The following is a 14,513-nucleotide window of genomic DNA, read 5'->3' on the forward strand; positions in this document are numbered from 1 at the left end:
ACCGATTGCGCTTTTGTTGCGCAATGTGGAAAGGTACGAAAAAACGGAGGGATAAAAATGAAAAAGAAATTGGTTTCTGTTTTATTATCAGCTGCAATGGGTGCAACACTCCTTGCAGGATGTGGACAGCAGGCTGCTGAGACTGCAACCGAAACAGCGCAGGATACAGCCGAGACTGTAACTGAAGCAGCTCAGGAGGCAACTGAAGCTCCTGCTGAAGTGGATGAAGCAGCAGAAGAAATCACAGATTACGGCACAGGCGAGGTTAAGGTTTGGGTTGCTGATGCGGTAGTTGATTTTACAAATCAGCAGATTGCTAAATTCCAGGAAGCACATCCTGAAATGTCAGGTTACACATTCACAGTTGAAGCAACCGGCGAAGGTGATGCAGCCGGAAACATGATTACAGACGTTGAGGCTGGTGCAGATGTTTACGTATTTGCGCAGGATCAGATTGCAAGACTTGTTTCTGCAGGTGCTCTTGAAGAGGTTGAGCCTGCTAATGCAGAGGCAGTTAAGGCTCAGAATGATGCCGGTGCCGTTGGTGCAGCTACAGTAGGTAATACACTTTATGCTTATCCTCTTACATCAGATAACGGATATTTCCTTTACTATGATAAGAGCGTTGTAACAGATCCTTCTTCACTCGAGAAGATCGTTGCAGATTGCGAAGCAGCAGGTAAGAATTTCTACTTCGAAATCAATTCAGGCTGGTATCAGACAGCATTCTTCTTTGGTGCAGGTGCTGAACTTACATACGACACAGATGATGCAGGTAACTTTACAAAGTGCAATTCTACATATGCAAGTGATGCCGGTGTAGTAGCTCTTAAAGAAATCATCGAGCTTGCACAGTCAAAGTCATTCCAGAATGGTTCTTCAGTTTCTAACGCAACTAATTGCGCAGCAATCGTTGATGGAACATGGGATTCTGAAGCAGCAAAGGAAATGTTTGGTGACAACTATGCATGTGCTAAGCTTCCTTCATTTGAAGGTTCAGATGGTAAGACATATCAGATGAGTGGTTTTGGCGGATTCAAACTCCTTGGCGTAAAGCCTCAGGAAGATGAGCTTAAGCTTGCAGTATGTGATGCTCTTGCAGCTTACCTTTCAAGCGAAGAAGTTCAGCTTGCAAGATTCGAAGCAGTTGGCTGGGGCCCTTCAAACTTAAATGCTCAGCAGTCTGATGCAGTTAAGGCTGATGAAGCTCTTTCAGCTCTTGCTGATCAGCTTCAGTACACAATTCCTCAGGGACAGTATCCGGGTGACTACTGGACACTTGCTACATCACTTGGTGATTCTGTAATTTCAGGTGAGATTGCAGCAGATGCAAGCGATGAGGATATTTTAAAGGCTCTTACAGATTTCCAGACAACATGTGAAAGCTATGCAAAATAATTTATAAAAAGCAGAACATAAGCTTTTGATTAAGGCTCGGAATACCTATTATTCCGAGCCTATATTTTGAGTAGAGACTCGAAAGAAGGGAGGTCCAGGCATGGCAGGCAGTACTGGAAAAAAGAAGAAAAATAATATAGGCACGTTTCTTAATGCTGTAAAAATAAGCTTTAAGGATATTGGTGTGACTTTTGTAGAGGGAGATTTTAAAACCAGATTGTCATATTTGATATTTGGTTTTGGTCCGATTTTGAGAGGGCAAATTCTTATCGGAGCGGTACTTCTTTTGTTAGAAGTTCTATTTTTCTGGTATATGGCTGGTTTTGGCTGGCAGTATTTGTCTAAAATTTCCACACTTGGTACTGTGGCAACACAGAAAGTGGGAAGAAAGACCGTATATGGTGATAACAGTTTCCTTATTCTTTTGTTTGGCGTGCTCAGTGCTTTTGCGGTAATTGCTTTTATTACCGTCTGGTATTTGAACATAAGAGAAAACAGGAAAGAAGAATTATTATTAAAATCCGGCAAAAGGCTTCCTTCTAACAAGGAATCGTTTTTGTCACTTTTTGATAAAAACTTTGATAAGACACTTCTTTTCCTGCCGGTTACAGGAATATTTGTATTTACGGTTTTACCTATCGTATTTATGATTTGTGTCGCTTTTACCAATTATGACGCCAATCATCAGGCTCCATCCAATTTGTTTACATGGGTTGGAATTGAAAACTTTAAAAATCTTGTTTCATTTGGAACAGAAGGTTTTGGACCGACATTTTTGCAGGTTCTTGCCTGGACTTTGGTTTGGGCTTTTTTTGCTACATTTATAGACTATTTCCTTGGACTTGGAGTAGCGATTCTTATAAATAAAAAGGGAATCAGATTTAAAAAGCTTTGGAGAACAATTCTTGTAATGACAATAGCTGTTCCTCAATTCGTATCACTCCTTTATATAATGAAAATGTTTGCCAATGACGGACTTATCAATGGATACCTTATTAAGTGGGGCATAATAAAGAATGCAATTCCGTTCTGGACTGACCCTACACTTGCCAAGATCACTATTATTGTTGTGAATATCTGGATAGGTATTCCATACCTTATGTTGATTGCAACGGGATTACTTATGAACATTCCTGAGGATCTGTATGAGAGCGCCAGAATTGACGGAGCAAACGGATGGCAGATGTTTAAGAGTATTACCCTTCCATATATGTTGTTTGTAACAGGACCATTCATTCTTACACAGTTTACAGGCAACCTTAATAACTTCAATGTTATTTATCTTTTAACACAGGGAAAACCTCAATCTATGAGTCTTGCAGGTAATGCAGGCAATACTGATCTTTTGGTTACATGGCTTTACAAAATGACAGTAAATGACACTAACTACAAGATGGCGGCGGTAATAGGTATTATGGTATTTATAGTTACTGCTATATTCGCACTCGGCGTATATGGTCTGCTTCCATCAGTAAAGGACGAGGAGGGATTCCAATAATGAATAAATCATATAAAACAAAAAGAGCTATCGGAAATGCTATAGCATATATTGTTCTTATACTTATCAGTATTATATGGCTATTCCCTTTCGTGGGACTTGTGCTTCAAAGCTTTAGATCATATGCCACTGAATACGGCGGAATGGTTGACTATCTTGTACCAAAGCAGTTTTCACTTGATAATTATACTTTCCTGTTTTCGGGAGAAACCAATTATATAAGATGGTATGCCAATACACTTGTAATTGCATTTTTTGTTACTGTTTTTCAGACCATAATCATTCTTTGTGTAAGTTATGCACTTTCAAGAATGAGATTTGCGGGAAGAGAGCTTTTGATGCGCTTTTGGCTTATCCTTGGACTGTTTCCGGGATTTTTGACGATGATCTGTCTGTATTTCCTTTTGAAGCAGTTTGGACTTACACAGGCAGGTGCTATTCCCGGACTTATTCTTGTTTCGGTTGCAAGTTCCGGCATGGGCTATTACGTGTGCAAAGGATATTTTGATACTATCCCAAAGGCACTTGATGAAGCTGCCAGAATTGATGGCGCTACAAGAGCAAGGATTTTCTTTACCATGATTATTCCTATGTCAAAGCCTATTATCATCTATACTGCTCTTGTTGCATTTATGGCACCGTGGTGTGACTATGTTTTTGCTTCATATGTTGCTTTTGGTCACGATCAAAGCTACAATGTAGCAGTTGCCATGACCAGATGGGTATGGACTAACGATTATCAGGGATATTTCACAAGATTCTGTGCAGGTGGTGTTTTAATTGCCATCCCGGTTACTTTACTGTTCATGTTCCTACAGAAATACTACGTTGAAGGTGTAACCGGTGGCGCTGTGAAAGGCTGAGAACACTTGGCGAGGTTTTTTCGAGCCTAGTGTGAACGTGTTAAGGCTCACATGCTTGCATGTGAGAGCTTAACTTCCTTTTTTAGCGAGCGAAGCGAGAGCAGAACTTCCCTATAAACAACAAATGCGAGAAAAGTGTTATGAACAATCCGAAGATCACTATTGATGATGTAGCCAGAGCTCTTGGTATCTCCAAGACCACTGTTTCCAGAGCAATTTCCGGAAAGGGCAGGGTTGGAAACTCTACCAAGAGCAAGGTAATGGAATATATTGAACAACATAATTACAGACCAAGTGTTACTGCAAGAGCACTGGCACAGCAAAGAACCTTTAATATAGGTGTTGTGTGGCCGGATGATTATAATGCTGTGGATCTTCCTTTCTTCCAAAGATGCATGATAGGAATGAGTGAGATAACATCAGCTTTTGGCTATGACATTGTGGTTTCACTGATAGCAGGCGAAGATATTTCAGGGCTTAAAAGAATTGTAGAAAACCATAAGGTTGACGGAATGATTCTTACAAGAACTCTTGTAGATGATAAGCCTGCCGCATATCTTAAGGAGTGCGGAATTCCTTTTGTGGCTATCGGAACGGCTGCAGATCCGGAAATCATCTGTGTTGACAACGCTAATTTTGAGGCTTGTAAGGAACTTACATCTGTCCTTATAGCTAAGGGACTGAAAAAGCTTGCACTCATAGGTGGCTCTACGGAGCATGTTATTACGAGAACAAGGCACAGAGGCTTTGTAGCTGCTTTTGAAGAAGCAAATCTTCCAATGGATCCCTCGCTTGTATATTTGGATGTTGAAAAAAGATCCAAGGTTTCAGGGATTTTAAAAGAACTGGTGAAAAGCGGAGTTGATGGAATTGTCTGCATGGATGACAATCTAGCGGGAGAAGTAATTGCAAAGTGCAGAGAGGAACATATTTTAGTTCCGGAAAAATTAAAAGTTGCTTCGTTTTATAACAGTTCAATATTGGAAAGTGTTGTTCCTTCAGTCACATCGCTTAATTTTGATGATAGGAATCTTGGAGCAACTGCCGCAAAAAAGCTTTTGGAGATAATTGACGGACAGGAAGTTTCAAATACTGTTCTTAATAACTACGAAGTGATATTAAAAGAAAGTACAAAATAGATAATCAGGGAGATATTATGAAAATACTATCAGACTCAAAGATTAGCTTTGATCCGATTAGCATAATTGTTGACGGGAAAAGAGTATTCCCAATGATGGGAGAGATGCATTTTAGCAGATATCCTCATAAGTACTGGGAGGAAGAACTCTGCAAGATGAAAGCCGGTGGAATTGATATAGTTTCACTGTATGTAATATGGATTCATCACGAAGAAGTACATGGAGAATTTGATTTTACCGGTGACAGAAATTTAAGAGAATTTTTGGAAACTGTAAAAAAATGTGGCTTATACTCAATTTTGAGAATTGGACCATGGGCTCATGGAGAGGCCAGAAACGGAGGATTTCCCGACTGGCTTTTACAGGATGCTAAGGACAATGGATACGAGGTCAGATGTGACAATCCAAGATATCTGGAGCATGTGAGGAAATTTTACGAAAAGACCTTTGAACAGGCTAAAGGATACTTTATTAAAGACGGTGGTCCTGTAATCGGTGTTCAGATTGAAAATGAGTATGGACACTGTGGTGGAAAAACTGGAGAAGAGGGCGAACAACATATGAGAACTCTTCTTTCCATGGCAAAGGAAATTGGATTTGACGTGCCGATTTATACAGCTACAGGATGGGGCGGTGCCGTTACAGGCGGAATGATCCCTGTCATGGGCGGATATTGTGAGGCACCGTGGGATCAGAGAACCACAGAGATTGAACCGAGCGGAAATTACATATTTACAAAAGAGCGAAATGACCATAACATCGGATCTGACCATGGCCTTGGTGATGGAATAACTTTTGATATGAATAAGTTTCCTTTCCTCACTGCTGAGCTTGGCGGAGGTCTTCAGGTTACAAAACACAGAAGACCTATTGCCACAGGACTTGACACAGCGGCAATGACTATGACCAAACTTGGAAGCGGTGCAAATCTTTTAGGCTATTATATGTACCATGGCGGAACCAATCCCGAGGGTAAACTTACCACTTTACAGGAGACAAAGGCAACCGGATATCCCAATGATCTGCCTGTTTTGTCATATGATTTTAATGCTCCGCTTCGTGAATATGGACAGATGGAAGAAACTTACCGGGAGGTTAGACTGCTTTCTTCTTTTATTCATGATTTTGGGGATGATCTGTGTGATATGACATATATTCCTCAACCGGGAAATCCTTTAAAACCGGACAACTTTAAGGATTTAAGATGTGCGGTAAGATGTAAAGACAGGATTTTGAATGACGGAAAAAAATGTAAGTCAGGATATCTTTTTGTGAATAACTATCAACGCAGGTACAAGATGGATGACCACAAAAATATAGCGCTTAAAGCTTTTGATGAGGACGGAAAAAGTCTTATTGCCAGCTTTGAAAACAGGGATGTAAATGATGGAGATTTCTTCTTTTATCCTTTCAATCTTCCTGTGGGAAATAGGGCAACAATCACCATTGATGCAACTCCTGTCTGCACACTTGATAATTTTGACGGCAATGATCACAAAGCTTTCGTGTTCTATGTGGATTCTGACAGAGAGGCTTCTTTGTCTGTAAATGGGGATCTTGATGGTAATACAATAATCACTCTTACAAGAGATGAGGCAGTACATGCTGTGAAAATCGTAAAAGATGGCAGGGAACATCTTGTCATTTCCGAAGGTGATGTTGTTACCGGGGCCAATGGAAAGCCCTGGCTGTATTTTGAAGTTAAGGAGAATGAGAAAAAAGCGCCTCTGTTAAGGGCATTCCCGGAGTTTGAAAATGTACCTGAAAACTTTGAACTTGAAAAAAGACAGGGAGATGCATTAAATATTTCCGGAAGCGATATTTTTGCCATATACGAGGGCAAAATGATATATGAGAACAATGGGACAGCTCTTTTGACAAAAAAAGAAGATGATGATGATACATTGAAAGCTTCACTAAAAATTGAGGGTATGCCTTCCGGAAGAAATGAAATGTTTGTTAATATTTTTTATGAAGGCGATACTGCTGAAATGTATCTAAAGGATCGGATGATTGCAGACAGCTTTTATACCGGACAGAGTTGGGAAGTTGGTCTTAAGCGATTTGAAGATAATAAAACAGACAGCTTTGAGTGTGACATCACTGTTAATGCCCTTAAAGAAGGAACCAAGCTGTATCTTCAAAAGTGGCCGATGATGACAGACGGAAAAGCCTGTAAAATCAAGGACATTCAATTATCCGCTCAATTTAAAACTATAATTTAATAATATGTGATAAAATAGTGTTATCGGAAAATTTCTTTTCGATAACACTTTTTTACGTTAGGGTGATTATATGTCTGATGAAGAAATGAGAATGACTTACTCTGCAATTCTTACGGGAAAAGATAATAAAAAGATGGTAAGAGTATCTTTTGAAAGAAACGGGAAAACCGGCAGGGAGGTTGCAGAGGGCGTTGTTCCTGATGGAAAAATAGTTAAAAACAATGGGTATTCTCAGGAAGAAATAGCAAGTCTTGAGATGTATCTAAAAGCCAATGCTGATGATATTATTTCTAAGGCCAAGGTTATCAGCAATCCGCTTAAATGGCTATAAAAGTTGGAGATGCTGATGCAATATAATATATATTTTGATATTTGCGCATTGTTTATATTGATCACTATAGCTATTACTACTCTGTCAAGAAGACCGGTTCCTTCTTATAGACAGAGAGCTTATGGTGCGTTGTACTTCGCAATTTTTATGTCTACATTGTTTGAGCGTGTTGAAACATATCTTCAAATGCATCCCTTGAATTTTTCCGGATATGGAATACTGGAAAAAGCCATGGGTAGCGTTTTCTTTTTCTTTCATCTGGGCTCAGCGGTTTTTTATCTTTTATACATTATGTCTGTTTTGGATATATATATTCCTATTTCAACATTAAGGGGATTTTGGGCTCTTTGGTTTGGCTATATTGCGGCAAGTGTTCTTTTGATCATAAACTGGTTTAATCCGATTTTGTTTAGCTATGATGAAAATGGCATTTATCACAGAGGAACATTTCTGTTTTTGTATTACGTGATTGCTACGTATTATTTATGCGGCGGTCTGTTTCTGCTTTTTAAATATGACAAGCTCATGCGCAAAAAGACAAAGATTGTAGTTGCGTCATATGTGCTGTTTGTACTGGCCGGAATTATTATTCAGTATTTTTATCCGACAATTCTTATTGAAAATTTCTGCAACACCATAAGTGTTACATTTGTCTACATTACGCTCCAAAATCCAAGTGAGATGGTTGATGAAGTTTTAAATATCATGAATAAAAAGGCGTTTCTTGAGGGACATGATATGAAGACCAAAAGAAAAGGCAAAAACTTTACGATTTTTCTGGTTATCGGCAATGTTCGTACTCTCAGTGCAGAGATTGGATATGTTAAAGGGCAGGATGTTTTAAAGACAATCGCAAGATATTTAAAAAACGTAGGAAGAAGAGAACTGAGACTTATAACATATACATACAGGTATTCGGAATATGTATTTGCGCTGACTGTTCATACTGATGATATAGAAAAAGCCCGCACGTTAATGTATAAGATTTCTTACAGAATGCGTGAGCCATGGGATTTTGGGAACATGGAAATGAAGGTGGATGGACATCTTTTTCTTATGGTATATCCTGATCATTATCAGAATACTGCTGAACTTATAACAAAGATTGAGATGATGATTGAATATGCGTCAGAAAGTCATGACCTGATAATTGATATAGATAAAGTCGATTTTTCTGAAATGAGAAAGCAGAGCGAATATGACAGCCTTGCCAGAACAAGCCTTGATGCCAAGACAGCGACAGTTAAGTTTCAGCCTTTTTTGTCCAAAATTTATAAAATCAATTATTCTGCCGATGTGCTGTGCTTTTTGCACGATTCATTAGGAAATGAGATTGATATGCGCGGAAAAATTCCTGATACCAAAGTGACGCAGACGCTTATGGATGTTGATGAGTTTGTGTTCAGGCAGGCCTGCAGAGCTTTGTCTTTTTGGAATGCCGGAGACAAAAACGGCAAGTACAGGGCTGTTGTGTCAATGTCACAGGGCGAAATATCAAAAAACGACTTTATTAAGAGAATAAAGAAAATATTAAGGGAAGAGAATGCAGTTGCATCCTGGATAAGCATAAAACTTACAGAGACTACTGTTTCTACAATGAATTCCATTGCGGAGAGAAATATAAAGATGCTTGGAGACATGAAAAGTTCTGTTATAGTTGATAAGTTCGGCAGCGGCTACGGCGATCTTGACAGGATATTGTCTCTTCCTGTTTCACAGGTGAATCTTGATATTGATATTCTGCGTTCGGCCTTTGAATCTGAAAAAATGAAGATTGTCGCCCAAGGTATAGTTAATCTTTTTCATGACATAAGTATCTTTGTTTGTGCTACAGACATTGAAAATGAAAAAGACAAAAAAATGGCAGAGGAGCTTGGATGTGACTATCTGATCGGTGATTACATGGGAGGTCCGATGGCTGACAGTTCTTACGTTAAGTTTATTGATGCATATTTTGAGGAAAACTGGTTATGAATCTTTTGACTAATCCGCAAAACTATGAAATATGCTTTACAATATGTTCACTCATGGTTCTTTTTGTGACTGTTTTTGTGCATGCAACGGAAGAGCACTACTACAGCAGACAAAACGATATCTTTGGTGGGCTTGTTTTTAATGCTATTCTTATGAATGTCCTGGGACTTGTCCATAAGGTGTGGATTCAGTCTGATTTTGTCAGGAATTCAATCAGTTATCAGGCAGTATGTGTCCTTGGAATGCTGGAAAAGGCATGCATATATGTTATGCCTCTTTTGTCTATGCTTTATTGTATGGCAATATTTCACATTGAACCGTCAACTATTTGGAAAAAAGCTATTTTATTTCTTCCTACCGTTTACTCCCTGATGGTTGTGTTCAGTGTTATATTTACGGATTATTTTTATTACTTTGACCAAAACGCTGACACAAAGTACAGATATTTTCAGGGGGCAACGGTTAATGTCAATGTGTGGCTTTATCTTGTTTTTGCAGCCTATCTGATTTTTAGGTATTTAAAAACTTTAAGCTCTGAAAAAACCATTGCTCTTGTGATTTATTTCTTTTTAATGGCAGCAGGTATTCCCATAAGGATACTGACAAAATCCAGTTCGATATTTGAATTTTCTGTTTCTATAGCTCTTTTGCTGTGCGTATACACTTTTCAAAATCCCGGTGAATTTGTTGACCGTACTTCGGGAGCAGGCACAAAGAAAGCTCTGGATTTTACTATATCGACATATCTTTTGCAAAAAAAGAGCTTCACTATCCTGGGGATTTACATTGATAAACTGGATGTGATTTTGAGTGAGGAAACGGCAGAGACTGCTTCGGAACTTCTTCGGCAAATAGCTGATTATCTGAGAAAAATGTGTACCGACGGAAGCTTGTTTTACTCATCTGACAGTACGTTTGCTCTTGTTATACCCAATGTCCGGCCTGAAGATGTCATTATAGAAAAGACAACAGATCAGATAAAAAAGAGATTTAAAGACAGCTGGAATCTTCGCAATACTGAAATAAAGCTGTTTCAGAGTCCTTGCGCCATAGGATTTCCCGATGAAGTTGATTCGCTTGAAAGATTCAATGAAGTAAGAACTGTGATGAAAAAAGCACTTTTGCGCCATAACAGGGATGTATTGAGAATAGCTGACTTAAATCTTAAATATGTCGAGCACGACAAGAAGATAGATGGAATTGTGAAAAGAGCTCTCGAAGACGGACTTCTTGATGTTTATTATCAGCCAATCTATTCGCCGTCGGAGGGAAAGTATACTTCCTGCGAAGCGCTGGTCCGTCTTAAGGATCCAAAGCTTGGATTTATTTCTCCTGCAGCATTTATGCCGGTTGCGGAAAAAAACGGGACAGTGCTTGATATCGACAGATTTGTTCTGGATTCTGTATGCGAAATGATATCAACAACAGGTATTACTGATTATGGGGTGGAGTATGTGGAGGTCAATCTTTCCATTGTCGATTGTATACAGGCCAATATGGCAGACAATGTACTTAATACTCTCAAAAAGTATAATGTTCAAGCTAAAAATATTAACCTTGAGATAACAGAAACCTGGGAGAAGGATATAACCGAGGTTATGGATACAAACATAGGAAGACTTATAAGGGCAGGAATATCGTTCTCTATGGATGATTTTGGAACGGGCTATTCGAATCTTTCGAGGATAGCACTGCTTCCGCTTAAGCTTTTTAAACTCGATAAAAGCATTGTTCAGTCAGCCTTTGAGTCGGAGACTTCATATATGGTCATGATAAATCTTATTAAGATAATTAAATCTCTTGGAAAAGAAATTGTGGCAGAGGGAGTTGAAACTGCAGAGCAGGCAGGGCAGGTCATAAGGCTTGGATGCGACCATATTCAGGGATTCTTTTACGCAAGACCAATGACAAAAGAGCATTTCATTGAGTTTATAAAAGAACACAACAGTTAAAATCATTGCAAAGAAAAATCTATAAGTGTAAAATATTTCATGTTTATTATTTACACTTTTCAGGATTTAAGGATGGTATTTTATGGCACTTATTAAGAAACCCGTTACAGGTATGAAGGATATTTTACCTTCAGAAATGCAACTTAGAGATTACTGCATCGGCATTATAAAAAAGACCTATGCAGAATTTGGTTTTACAGGAATAGAGACACCTGCTGTTGAGTCATTGGCTAACCTGAACAGCAAGCAGGGCGGAGAGAATGAGAAGCTTATCTTCAAAGTAATGAAAAGAGGAGAGAAACTCAATTTAGAGACGGCAAAAGAAGAAAATGATCTCACAGATTCAGGTCTTCGCTATGATCTTACAGTTCCGCTTGTTCGTTTCTATGCCAACCACGCAAGTGAACTTCCTTCACCTTTCAAGGCTTTGCAGATGGGCAATGTATGGAGAGCCGACAGACCGCAAAAAGGGAGATATCGTCAGTTCATGCAGTGCGACATAGACATTTTGGGCGAACCTACCAATCTGGCTGAGATAGAGCTTATTTTAGCTACTACCACAACCCTTGGAAGACTTGGATTTAAGGATTTTAAGATCAGAATCAATGAGCGCCGTATATTGAAGGCGATGGCTGCATACAGCGGATTTCCGCAGGAGAGCTATGATGATGTATTTATAACTCTCGATAAGATGGATAAGATAGGAATTGACGGCGTTTCCGAGGAACTTGAAAAAGAAGGATTCTCCAGAGATTCGATTGATAAATATCTGAATCTTTTCAGAAGTGTTGAAGGAAAGAATGATGTATCCGGGCTTAGGATAATTGCAGACAAACTGGGAGATTTCCTTGAAGCAGAGGTAAGAGAGAGCCTTGAAGAGATAATAACAAGTGTCGATGCCACAAAGACAGCAAAGTTTGAAATGGTATTTGATCCTACACTTGTAAGAGGAATGTCTTATTACACAGGAACTATCTTTGAAGTATCAATGCCTCAGTATGGCGGAAGCTGCGGAGGTGGTGGCCGTTACGACAAGATGGTTGGTAAGTTCCTCGGACAGGATACTCCTGCGTGCGGATTCTCTATAGGATTTGAACGTATTATTATGATAATGATGGATGAGGGATTCAAAATTCCTTCAGAAGGAAAAAAGAAGGCCTTTCTCATTGAAAAAGGTATTAAAGGAGAAAGACTTGCAGAAATAATTTCACAGGCGCAGAAAGATCGACTTGAAGGCAATCAGGTACTTGTTGTTCGTATGAATAAAAACAAGAAGTTCCAGAAACAGCAGCTTTTGGAGCAGGGATATGAGGATGTTAAGGAGTTTTATCTCAATCCGCTTAACTGATACAGCTTGTTAATTAGCAGCTCTTTTGCTGTAAAACATAATGAATAAAAGGGGAGTAAGAAGGTATGATCAGAAAAGGTTTTAAAATGAAGCTTTATAAGGGGATGGAAAAGGAGTACGAGAAGAGACACAATGAGTTGTGGCCTGAGATGCAGGAGATGATCCACGAGCATGGCGGACGCAACTACAGCATATTCCTTGATGAAGAGACAGATGTTCTCTATGGTTATATCGAAATAGAGGACGAAGAGCTTTGGGCTAAAGGAGCTGATACAGCTATCAACCGTAAGTGGTGGGATTTCATGGCTGACATAATGGAGACAAATCCCGATAACAGTCCGGTGTCTATTGATCTTCATCCGGTATTTCATTTGGATTAACAGGAGGAAATTTTGGATACTCACGCGATACAGCTTGTTGTATTGATTATACTTGTTCTGCTTTCAGCCTTTTTTTCATCTGCGGAGACAGCTTTTATGACTGTCAACAAAGTGAAAATGAAGGGAATGGCTGAAGAGGGGAACAAAAAAGCTGGAAAAGTGCTTTTAGTCTGTGAAGATACACAGAAAATGTTGTCTGCAATTCTTATTGGTAATAATATTGTAAATCTTAGTGCATCTGCACTGATGACTGTATTTATTACAGAGGTTTTCGGCAGCTTTGCAGTAGGAATCGGAACGGGTATTCTGACACTTGTAGTCCTTATATTCGGTGAGATAATACCTAAAACCGTTGCCACAGCATATGCTGAGAATATTGCGTTATGGTATTCCGGCCTTATAATTTGTCTGATGGTCATAATGAAACCGTTCAGTTTCGTTATAAATGGCATAGCAACGCTGATTCTTAAGATATTCAGGGTTGATATAACCAACAGACAGACTATGACGGAGACAGAGCTGAAAACTTACGTTGATGTAAGCCATGAGGATGGCGTAATAGAGAGCGGTGAGAAAGAAATTATATACAATGTATTTGATTTCAGCGATGCCCATGCCAAGGATATAATGATACCGAGAATTGATATGTGCTGTGTGAGTTCTGACGCCGATTACAATGAAGTAATGAGAGTATTCAGAGAAGATATGTACACCAGAATCCCTGTCTATGAAGGTGGCGAGCAGGACAATATTATTGGACTTATCAATGTAAAGGATCTGGTCCTTATTCAGGATAAAGAGAGCTTTAGGATAAAGGATTGTCTCAGAAAAGCATATTATACTTACGAATACAAGAAAACAGCTGATCTTCTCATGGAAATGAGAGAAAAAAGCCAGAATGTAGCGTTTGTTTTGTCTGAATACGGGACAACAGTAGGAATGATTACTCTTGAAGATCTTCTTGAAGAGATTGTAGGTGAGATCAGAGATGAATATGATTCTGATGAAGATGAACTTATAAAGCATGTGGGAGGCAAAAAATATCTCGTAGAAGGAAACATGAAACTCGATGATATAAATGATGCTCTCGGAACGAAGCTTGATTCGGAAGACTATGATTCTATCGGTGGGTTAATGATAGAAAAACTTGACAGATTGCCGGGGTATGGAGAAACAGTCACTCTCGACGACGGTACTGTGCTTACTGCAAGAGGAATAAAGAGAAACAGAATTACAAAAGTCCTGCTGACTGCAAGTAATGTTGGGTCAATTGTAAAAGTTAATTCCACTTTGTAAAACTAATTTCCACCTTGTAGAAGTAAATTCCACAGGGTGGATTTTACTTATTCTAAAAATAGTGGATTTTATCCACATTTGGGGCTATAATAGCCAAAAAGTCGGAAAT

At 39.0% G+C, this 14,513-nt stretch carries 11 protein-coding genes; all 11 read left to right on the forward strand.

Annotation, left to right across the window (positions count from 1 at the left end; all coding sequences use genetic code 11):
• Positions 1 to 57 precede the first annotated feature (57 nt).
• The 11 genes from J6O61_RS13650 (at position 58) to J6O61_RS13700 (ending at position 14,404) form a co-directional block, all read left to right on the forward strand.
• Positions 58 to 1,398: an extracellular solute-binding protein gene (locus J6O61_RS13650; RefSeq protein ID WP_292214365.1), complete on the forward strand. Its 1,341-nt coding sequence runs from the start codon at positions 58 to 60 to the stop codon at positions 1,396 to 1,398.
• Positions 1,399 to 1,498: 100 nt separating this feature from the next.
• Positions 1,499 to 2,896, forward strand: a complete 1,398-nt coding sequence (locus J6O61_RS13655) for a carbohydrate ABC transporter permease (RefSeq protein WP_292214367.1) — start codon at positions 1,499 to 1,501, stop codon at positions 2,894 to 2,896.
• Positions 2,896 to 3,759 carry a sugar ABC transporter permease gene (locus J6O61_RS13660; RefSeq protein WP_292214370.1) on the forward strand — a complete coding sequence of 288 codons (864 nt, stop codon included), beginning with the start codon at positions 2,896 to 2,898 and terminating at the stop codon, positions 3,757 to 3,759. Before J6O61_RS13655 ends, J6O61_RS13660 begins: the two co-directional genes overlap by 1 nt.
• Before the next feature lie 140 nt (positions 3,760 to 3,899).
• Entirely contained in the window at positions 3,900 to 4,898 is a 999-nt protein-coding gene (locus J6O61_RS13665) for a LacI family DNA-binding transcriptional regulator (RefSeq protein WP_292214372.1), read from the forward strand.
• A 17-nt stretch (positions 4,899 to 4,915) separates the two neighbouring features.
• Positions 4,916 to 7,123 carry a beta-galactosidase gene (locus J6O61_RS13670; RefSeq protein WP_292214374.1) on the forward strand — a complete coding sequence of 736 codons (2,208 nt, stop codon included), beginning with the start codon at positions 4,916 to 4,918 and terminating at the stop codon, positions 7,121 to 7,123.
• A 70-nt stretch (positions 7,124 to 7,193) separates the two neighbouring features.
• Positions 7,194 to 7,454 carry a hypothetical protein gene (locus tag J6O61_RS13675; protein WP_292214377.1) on the forward strand — a complete coding sequence of 87 codons (261 nt, stop codon included), beginning with the start codon at positions 7,194 to 7,196 and terminating at the stop codon, positions 7,452 to 7,454.
• A 15-nt stretch (positions 7,455 to 7,469) separates the two neighbouring features.
• Positions 7,470 to 9,428 (forward strand): EAL domain-containing protein, encoded by a 1,959-nt coding sequence (locus J6O61_RS13680; RefSeq protein ID WP_292214380.1) that lies wholly within the window; start codon positions 7,470 to 7,472, stop codon positions 9,426 to 9,428.
• Positions 9,425 to 11,380 (forward strand): EAL domain-containing protein, encoded by a 1,956-nt coding sequence (locus tag J6O61_RS13685; protein WP_292214383.1) that lies wholly within the window; start codon positions 9,425 to 9,427, stop codon positions 11,378 to 11,380. Before J6O61_RS13680 ends, J6O61_RS13685 begins: the two co-directional genes overlap by 4 nt.
• An 82-nt stretch (positions 11,381 to 11,462) precedes the next feature.
• Complete coding sequence (gene hisS / locus J6O61_RS13690) at positions 11,463 to 12,728, forward strand: histidine--tRNA ligase (protein ID WP_292214385.1); 1,266 nt, start codon at positions 11,463 to 11,465, stop codon at positions 12,726 to 12,728.
• Between the two features lie 65 nt (positions 12,729 to 12,793).
• Positions 12,794 to 13,108 (forward strand): L-rhamnose mutarotase, encoded by a 315-nt coding sequence (gene rhaM / locus J6O61_RS13695; RefSeq protein ID WP_292214387.1) that lies wholly within the window; start codon positions 12,794 to 12,796, stop codon positions 13,106 to 13,108.
• A gap of 12 nt (positions 13,109 to 13,120) precedes the next feature.
• The gene (locus tag J6O61_RS13700; RefSeq protein ID WP_292214390.1) at positions 13,121 to 14,404 is read left to right on the forward strand and encodes an HlyC/CorC family transporter; all 1,284 of its coding nucleotides are present in this window, start codon (positions 13,121 to 13,123) and stop codon (positions 14,402 to 14,404) included.
• Positions 14,405 to 14,513: the final 109 nt, after the last annotated feature.

Origin of the sequence: Butyrivibrio sp., assembly GCF_017635265.1 — a bacterium.
Classification (GTDB): Bacteria; Bacillota; Clostridia; order Lachnospirales; family Lachnospiraceae; genus Butyrivibrio.